6 protein-coding genes are annotated in these 8846 nt (G+C 35.2%); 5 read left to right on the top strand and 1 reads right to left on the bottom strand.

The window, feature by feature from the left end:
- Positions 1 to 201: 201 nt before the first annotated feature.
- The gene (locus JNL75_05325) at positions 202 to 1341 is read right to left on the bottom strand and encodes a pyridoxal phosphate-dependent aminotransferase (GenBank protein MBL7789238.1); all 1140 of its coding nucleotides are present in this window, start codon (positions 1339 to 1341) and stop codon (positions 202 to 204) included.
- A gap of 185 nt (positions 1342 to 1526) precedes the next feature.
- Here JNL75_05325 and hutH point away from each other — a divergent pair, with 185 nt between their 5' ends.
- From hutH to JNL75_05300, 5 genes are all read left to right on the top strand, one after another.
- Positions 1527 to 3011: a histidine ammonia-lyase gene (gene hutH, locus JNL75_05320; GenBank protein MBL7789237.1), complete on the top strand. Its 1485-nt coding sequence runs from the start codon at positions 1527 to 1529 to the stop codon at positions 3009 to 3011.
- 12 nt (positions 3012 to 3023) lie between these two features.
- Positions 3024 to 3356, top strand: coding sequence for a bacillithiol system redox-active protein YtxJ (gene ytxJ, locus JNL75_05315; GenBank protein ID MBL7789236.1), 333 nt, complete (start codon positions 3024 to 3026; stop codon positions 3354 to 3356).
- Positions 3357 to 3528: 172 nt separating this feature from the next.
- Entirely contained in the window at positions 3529 to 5778 is a 2250-nt protein-coding gene (locus tag JNL75_05310; GenBank protein ID MBL7789235.1) for a helix-turn-helix domain-containing protein, read from the top strand.
- A gap of 146 nt (positions 5779 to 5924) precedes the next feature.
- On the top strand, positions 5925 to 6065 hold the full coding sequence (locus JNL75_05305; protein MBL7789234.1) for a hypothetical protein: 141 nt from the start codon (positions 5925 to 5927) through the stop codon (positions 6063 to 6065).
- A gap of 36 nt (positions 6066 to 6101) precedes the next feature.
- Positions 6102 to 8531 (top strand): hypothetical protein, encoded by a 2430-nt coding sequence (locus JNL75_05300; protein MBL7789233.1) that lies wholly within the window; start codon positions 6102 to 6104, stop codon positions 8529 to 8531.
- Positions 8532 to 8846: the final 315 nt, after the last annotated feature.

Genomic DNA, 8846 nt, shown 5'->3' with positions numbered 1-8846 from the left:
ATGGTGTTTACTACTACTTACTAGAGCTAGAAGATGAGTTCAAGACGACCAAGACAGGTTTCATTGAAATCATGAGACAGTAAAACAAGTTTAAAATTAAACAAAATAAAGAAAGACCTCCATTTGGAGGTCTTTTTTTTATTGTAAGAGAAATAAATGAGCTTTAGAATCCTATATCCCCACTATGTGTCTGTAATTGGATTAATGAAGATTTGCTAGAGCCAGTTTTATTCTATCAAAGGCAGTATTTAGTGCTTCCTCTGATGCAGCAAATGAAATGCGAATACAATTAGCATCCCCAAAACTTTTACCACCCACCGTAGCTACATGTGCCTTCTCTAGGAGATATAAAGCCATATCTTCAGAGTCAGCGATTTTATAATCACCATTTGATTTACCGAAATAGGAACGAATATCAGGAAAAATATAGAAAGCTCCGTCAGGCTGCGGACATTTTATTCCTGGAATTTCTTTTAGTCGAGATAAGACAAGTTCCCTTCGAGACTTGAACTTTTCTACCATCATTTGTACTTTTTCTTGACTACCATCTAAGGCTTCTATGGCCGCAGTTTGATTAAAACTACAAGCCCCTGAGGTTATTTGACCTTGTATTTTATCACATGCTAGCGCTATTTCTTTTGTACTAGCCAGATAGCCAAGTCTCCAACCAGTCATGGCATAAGCTTTGGATAATCCATTGACTAATATAACCCTCTCTTTTACCTCCTCAAACTGCGCAATACTTGTATATTCACCAGAATAATTGATATGCTCATAAATTTCGTCAGAAATGACATGAACGCGTGGGTGTCTCTGGAGCACTTTAACGAGTTCAGAAAGGTCTTGATGATTGAATACAGCTCCTGTAGGATTGCAGGGGGATGAAAACAGAATAATCTTGGTTTTCGGTGTAATAAACGATTCTAATTTGTCAGCAGAAGGTTTAAAATTTTCATCTGCACCAGCATATACTTCTATGACTTTTGCCTGAGCTAATTCTCCAATAGCAGCATAGCTCAACCAATATGGTGAGGGCACTAACATTTCATCTCCCTCATCAAGTAAAGCCATACAAGCATTAGCGATAGCCTGTTTAGCGCCGTTACTAACCACAATTTGATCAAAACTATAATCTAAATTATTTTCTCGTTTTAGTTTGCGGCATATAGCCTCTCTCAATAACTTGCTACCAGAAACAGGGGTATATTTAGTATCTCCGCTGTCTAGCGCCTTTTTACAGGCCTCTTTGATATTATCAGGAGTATCAAAGTCTGGTTCACCTAAGCTTAAATTAATGATATCTACCCCCCCCTCTTTTAGTTCTCTTGATTTGCGAGCCATGGCCAAGGTAGCGGACTCTTTCATCTCGAGAACTCTTTTAGATAATACACTCATGTTTTTTTATTTAGGGCTTCAAAAAAGAATTGAAGTTCTTTAAGAGGAGCAAATTTAACTATACTCATTTATTCAGATACAGAAAGTTTACAACCACTCAAAATTGAATGTTTTTATATTTGACGATAATATTGTACAGAATGATCCATGAAATTTCAGCTAAAAAGCTGACAATAGAGTATTTATCTAAAATACTAAGAGATAGGGTTGAACTGCGTTTGTCCAAAGAATCCAAGGACTTGATTTTAAAAGGGCGTCATTATTTAGATGAGAAACTTAAAAATTCAACCCACCCCATTTATGGTATTAATACTGGTTTTGGATCCTTGTATAATATTTCCATAGATGAAAAGAACCTAGAAAAACTGCAGTACAATCTTATAGTCTCTCATGCTTGTGGAATGGGCGATAAAGTACCTTTAGATATAGCAAAGTTGATTTTGTTTTTGAAAATTCAATCACTTTCTTATGGAAATTCGGGGGTGACGCTAGAGGTGGTGCAGCGGTTGATTGATATGTACAATAATGATGTCATACCTGTAATATATACCCAAGGTTCTTTAGGTGCTAGTGGAGACTTAGCTCCGCTGGCACATTTATCGTTACCATTATTGGGTTTAGGTGAAGTATATTATAAGGGAGAACTAACTAAATCGATTGAAGTTATAAATAGACTTGGTTGGGAATCATTGCATTTAAAGGCTAAAGAGGGTTTAGCTCTGCTAAATGGTACGCAATTTATTCAAGGATATTCAGTATATATAGCAATAAAATCAAAAGAAATTTCTCGGAAGGCAAATCAAATAGCAGCCATGTCTATTGATGGTTTCGATGGTAGAATAGAGCCTTTTGATGCATTGATTGGCAAAGTGAGACCACATTCTGGACATATTAGTACCTCGGAAGATATTAGAAATTTGCTAAAGGGAAGTAATATCATATCACAACCTAAAACGCATGTACAAGATCCATATTCTTTTCGCTGTATTCCCCAGGTGCATGGAGCTTCGCTCGATGCATTAAACTATTTTATTTCCGTGATAGAAACGGAGATCAATTCGGTAACAGATAATCCTAATGTGTTTGTGGACGAAGATAAAATAATATCTGCTGGCAATTTTCATGCACAGCCCTTGGCTTTGCCCTTAGATTTTTTGTCCATTGCTCTGGCGGAATGGGGCAATATAAGTGAACGTCGAACCTATTTATTACTCTCAGGACAGCGAGGCTTGCCATTATATTTAGTAGCTAATCCAGGTTTGAATTCAGGTTTTATGATAGCCCAATATACAGCGGCTTCCATTGTATCACAAAATAAACAATATGCCACTCCAGCATCAATAGACAGTATAGTGAGTAGCAATGGACAAGAGGATCACGTCAGTATGGGAGCTAATGCCGCTACGAAGTGTCTGAAAATAGTAGAAAATGTAGAGCGAATTTTAGCTATAGAAGCTATGACGGCTTGTCAGGCACTTGATTTCAGAAAACCCCTCTTGACTAGTCCTAGGAATCAAGAAATCTATAATTTAATTCGCAAAGAAGTTGAATTCATCAATCAAGATATTGTGATGTTTGAACAGTTGAATAAATGTGTCAATTTATTATTTTATTAAACAAATAAAGATATGAAAGAAATACAAACCATAACAACCATTGAAGAGGTGGATGAAATCATATCAAGGTCAAAAGTAAAAAGTCAAGTTATTTTTAAGCACAGCACTGTATGTCCTATTTCTAGAATGTCTTATGAAAAGATGAAAGCAGAATACCCGCTGAGTGAAGATGCAGCTGATATATACTATGTTGGCGTTATAGAGCAGAGACCTATTTCAAACTATATAGCTGAAAAACTTCAGGTAAAGCACGAATCTCCTCAAATGATAGTTTTAAGAGATGGCAAATCCATATTCAATGAGTCCCATTTAATGATAGACCCGAAAATTTTATTAAGTTTATAAATTGAGGAGACTTATTGAAGGCATCTATAGGTGTTTTAATTAAATTGAAAAATAAGATGAAAAACCTTCGCGAAACTTAGTGCCTTCTTTGTGTAACTTTGTGTTATAACTATTTCACAAAGATTGACTAAGTAGACGCAAAAAGCACAAAATCTTAATACATAAAAAGCAAATGGAATTCGATACTACAGAACAAGTCATACAGCTCATAAACCAAACCAATCAAAATGTTTTTCTCACAGGTAAGGCAGGTACGGGTAAGACAACTTTACTCAAAAAAATAACTACTACCACCTACAAGAATCATATCATCGTAGCTCCTACAGGCGTGGCGGCTATCAATGCAGGAGGAGTGACGATACACTCTATGTTTCAGTTGCCCTTTGTACCACTCTTGCCTACTGATTATTATTCAAACTACGGTGGTCAACCAACTTTTGAAACCCGAAAAACTATATTGCGACATTTTAAAGTAAGAGCAGATAAACGTGCTATTCTCAATAGTCTAGAGTTACTTATTATAGACGAAGTGAGTATGCTGCGCCCAGACACATTGGATGCGATAGACATTATGCTACAGTATGTACGATTCAATAAAAAACCCTTTGGTGGAGTTCAAGTTTTATTTATAGGAGATTTGATGCAATTGCCCCCTATTATAAGAAATCACGAATGGGATGTGATGAGTCAATACTATGATGGAAAGTTTTTCTTTCATGCACATGTTTTGAGAGAGGAACAACCAATATATATAGAACTAACGAAAATATGGCGACAGGATGATGCATACTTTATAAACCTACTACAGAAGCTGCGCATGAATGAAATAGATGAAGAGGTAATCGAGGCACTGGAGCCATATGTCGATACAAAATTTGACACGAGATATAATCCAGGCTACATTGTTTTGACTACGCACAATCAACAAGCAGATACCATCAATGAAGAAGCATTGGCGGATATACGAGAAAAAGAATATTCATTTGATGCAGAGATAGTAGATGATTTTCCCGAGAACTTCTATCCTATAGATAAGGAACTCCGATTGAAGAGAGGAGCTCAGGTTATGTTTATCAAAAATGACATGTCGTTTGAAAAGCGATATTACAATGGTAAAATAGGCTTTGTAAAATCTATTTCGGGAGGAGAATTAATCGTTCGATTTCCTGATGACCATACGGAAATAGAGGTTGATAAATTTACCTGGGAAAACATTCGCTATACAGTCAATCCTATGACTCAGGAAATTCAAGAAGAGATTCAAGGAACATTTACTCAATATCCACTAAGACTAGCTTGGGCTATCACTGTGCATAAGAGTCAAGGATTGACATTTGATAAAGCCGCTATTGATATTTCAAAAATATTCGCACCTGGTCAGGCCTATGTCGCACTCTCGAGATTGACATCATTGCAAGGATTGAAACTTTTGCAGCCGTTGACTTCTCGAAATATTAGTATTGAGGAAGCCGTTTTGAATTATGAAAAATACAAATCTTCATCTGAAGATATAGAGCGCAATCTTTCGATTTATACGCAAGATTTTCTTTATGATATCTGTATGCGCTCATATACATATAATGACATCAGACGATGGATGCAGCGGATGAAGGAAGAAGTGAATTCTTCGGGAGCTAATACTATTGTGGCGAAAGAAAAAAAATGGATAGAAGATGTGCATTTAAAAACCGATGCAATCATCGAAGTGGCAGAAAAATTTCAAACAAGCCTAGGGCGGATAGTCAATGTTTCCGATGTCAATTTATTATTTGAACGAATAGAAAAGTCCTATGATTATTTTTTCCCTTTGTGGGTAGATGTAGAAAAAATTGTTCTGAAAAAACTGTATGACTTGTCATTTGTGATGAGGGTCAAGGAATATGAGAATGATATACGAGAGCTAGAGAGCTTTGTGGTGACCTATATCAAGCACCTAGAACGTTTGAAAAAACTAGTGGCATGCATGAGACAAAGTCTACCGCTCAATAAGCAATCACTTTCTACCAATGAAGTGGAGCAGTTGAAAATTAAATTAATCAAAGAGATAGGAGAAATACCATCTTCAAGTCTCACGTCATTATCTAAATCTACTAAGTCTAAAACGAAAGAAAAAGAACCAAAGAAATCGACGTATGAATTGAGCTTTGAATTATGGCAAAAGTCAAAGAGTATAGCGGAGGTAGCGAATATCAGAAAATTGACTATCCAAACAGTTACTGGACACTTATTGAAATATTTAGAAAAAGGAGAAGTAGAAGTGGAAGAGCTTATAGACCTAGATAAATTAAAACTGATTTGTAAAAAACTGAATGGCAAAAATGATTTCGAGAGTCTTACACAAATGCGTTCCTATTTGAATGATGAGTTTGGATTTGATGAGCTGAGATTATATAAGCTTTGGGTGAGTATGAATGTGGAATAAATAGTTCTGACAATAAAATCGAATCCAATCTAACAGAATACAATTGAGAATTATCAGATTCTTCCCTAGTCCACACAGAAAAAACGGGCTAATACACAGAAATAAAAATTTTCGGCTACTTTTGAATCTGAAAAAACATATGACTAGTGGCTAAAACAAAATCATACTACAAAGAACTAGCGGAGCTGCAAAGATATATAGAAAGCGATGCCAAAGAAAATGCCAAGAGAGCGTTTTTGTATCCTATCTTCAAACTACTGTATAAAGATAAATTCAAAATAATTTAGATAAGGAAAATTAAAATAATTTTTAATTTAGCAAACATGGCATATCATAATATACTAGAAGAAGAACTTAAAAACAAGGTGGCTAGCGACTACTTTTATATGTTTGATAGTACGCGAATTATAGGCAAGGTAGATTTTTGTATATCGATGGTACAAGAAGATAATAAAGATTCTGAACAAGAATCTCTACTATGGGCAGAAGCAAAAAAAGGCTCGTCAGACATCTATAAGTCAATAGTGCAACTGATACTCACAATAGGTAGAGCTAGGACTTTTGACAAGCATCTTCCTCCACCTTTTCTCGGAGCTTTGGACGCAGACAAAATCGCTTTCGTTCCCTATAATGATATTCATGATATTTTCTACCAAAATGATTTTAACTGGACTGTAGCACCTTCTAATCATGATACCAAAGAGTTTCGCCTTGTATATGACAAAGTCAAAAAATCATTAGATGACAATTCCCTAATATTTCGCTATGACCGGGATGATAAGCAACTAAAAAAATTTATTCGAGAAAACTTCAAAGTAGGCAAGTTCGGAGTGACTAAGACCAAAATTGATAAAAACAATTTTATGGTCATCTACAATAAATGGCTCATAGAGGTAAAGCCCACTATAGCAGTGAACTGGGATATAGCTAAAAAATCTGGCATCATAGATGGCGACTTCTACCTAGCAGATATACTATCTAGAGAGAACAATACGCTGAAAGAAAAGCTATTTGTCCTTCTAAAAAAAGACTACTATGAGCTCGATAGAAAAATAGATGAAGCAGGGATGTTTAGCAGCAAAAGGCTTGATTTTAATGACAATCAACTAGCTCATACACAGTTCTGGAATCGATACGACCGACCCCCCAAAGAGGAATACTGGGACTATATCGTAGAGCGCCGAGACCTCCTCGTACCGCAGGATGTGAGAGAGCGAAAAGGGAGTTTTTTCACTCCTCAGATATGGGTCGAGTTATCACAAAAGTATCTGACAGACTACCTTGGCGAAAACTGGCAAGACGAATACTATATCTGGGACTGTGCGGCTGGTACCGGCAACCTCTTGAATGGATTGACCAATAAATACAATATTTATGCTTCTACGCTTGATAGTCAGGATGTAGAGGTCATGCGTGACCGCATTAAAAACGGAGCAAATCTGCTCGACAGCCATGTATTCCAGTTTGATTTTCTCAATGATGATTTCTCCAAACTACCGAAATCGCTGCAAGATATCATCAATGACCCCGAGAAGAGAAAAAAGTTAGTTGTTTATATAAATCCGCCATATGCAGAGACTGCAAATAATGATACAAAAGATAAAGACAGAATTAATAAAAGAGGAGTTTCATTTACAAAATCACAGCTAGAATATGGAGATATTATTGGAATAGCTACAAAGGAATTGTTTGCTCAATTCTTAACACGAATATATGATAAACTACCTAATACAATCCTTGCTCAATTTTCTAAATTAAAAATTATTCAAGGTCCCAATTTTTCAAAATTTAGAAATTATTTTAAGGCTAATTATTTAGGAGGTTTCATTTGCCAAGCGAATACTTTTGATAATGTAAAAGGAAATTTCCCAATTGGATTCTTGATTTGGTCACTAGATGGTAAAAGAAAAATTGAAGAAATTAATTGTGATATTTTCGATAACAAAGGAAATGTAATAGGTAAAAAAATATTTTATGCTTATGACGACAAAGTTTTTATTACAGACTGGTATAGAAAATATCACAATCGTAAGGAAAGTAAAGATAATATTGGCTCTATTGGTCTTTATGGGAGCGATTTCCAACATAGTAATTTTATAAGTATTTATAATGTATCTAATCACCCTAATAGGTGGTCATTTATTGGAGCTCAAAATTTAATTGAAACATCAATTTATTATGCAGTACGCCATTGTATAGAACAAACTTGGATAAATGATAGAGATCAATATTTATATCCTAATGATAACTGGGAAGGTGACATTGAGTTTCAGCGAGATTGTTTTACTTATGCTTTGTTTTCTAATAATATTCAGTCAAAGTTTGGAACAAATCATTGGATACCGTTTACAGAAGAAGAAGTCAATGCCAAAGAACGATTCGAAAGCCATTTTATGACTGATTTTATTAGCTCTGGTATGAGACCAGAAATCAAGAAAGATATTTTTAGTGGGGTAGAAGAACCTATAGTTACTTATGCGACTGGTGCGAAGTTTTCCGATAAAGCTAATGCTGTATTTGATGCTGGCAGAGCACTCTGGACATACTATCATGCACAGCCAGATATCAATGTCAATGCCTCGCTATATGATATACGAGAATATTTTCAAGGCAGAAATGATAAAGGGAAAATGAATACCAAAAGCCAAGATGAGAAATATAATGAACTGATAAGCAATCTACGAGCTAGATTAAAAGACTTAGCCAAGAAAATAGAACCTAAGGTTTATGAATATGGATTTTTGAAAGCATAAATATCTAAAATCGTATAGCAGCTATAACCACTAAAACCAAAGAAGTGAAAGAGGAGCTATATACTATGCTCACCGGAGATTTTCGTTATTTCAGATCCTAGGGTACTTTTACTAAAAATTATACTCCTTTTTCGTGTTTAGCCACATTTTCTTAAAATGTAGTATATCAGCATATTGTCTTATCCTGAAAAAACTTGACAGTTTTTCAAACCAAATTAGGTATGAAGAATAATCAAAATCAATTAGGAAAGGATAATCCTTTAAAAATCAATTTTAAATTTAAAACAAGTGATCCAAATCAAATAGCACTAAGGC

Source organism: Chitinophagales bacterium (assembly GCA_016787225.1).
Taxonomy (GTDB): Bacteria; Bacteroidota; Bacteroidia; order Chitinophagales; family JADJOU01; genus CHPMRC01.
The sequence above is the reverse complement of the archived record's forward strand: the minus strand, read 5'-3'. Positions and strand labels throughout refer to the sequence as shown.

Excerpts from the sequence above, each read along its gene's own strand:
- JNL75_05325 (MBL7789238.1), bottom strand. The coding sequence starts at position 1,341 with ATGGCTCGCAAATCAAGAGAACTAAAAGAGGGGGGGGTAGATATCATT.
- ytxJ (MBL7789236.1), top strand. The coding sequence starts at position 3,024 with ATGAAAGAAATACAAACCATAACAACCATTGAAGAGGTGGATGAAATC.
- JNL75_05310 (MBL7789235.1), top strand. The coding sequence starts at position 3,529 with ATGGAATTCGATACTACAGAACAAGTCATACAGCTCATAAACCAAACC.
- JNL75_05300 (MBL7789233.1), top strand. The coding sequence starts at position 6,102 with ATGGCATATCATAATATACTAGAAGAAGAACTTAAAAACAAGGTGGCT.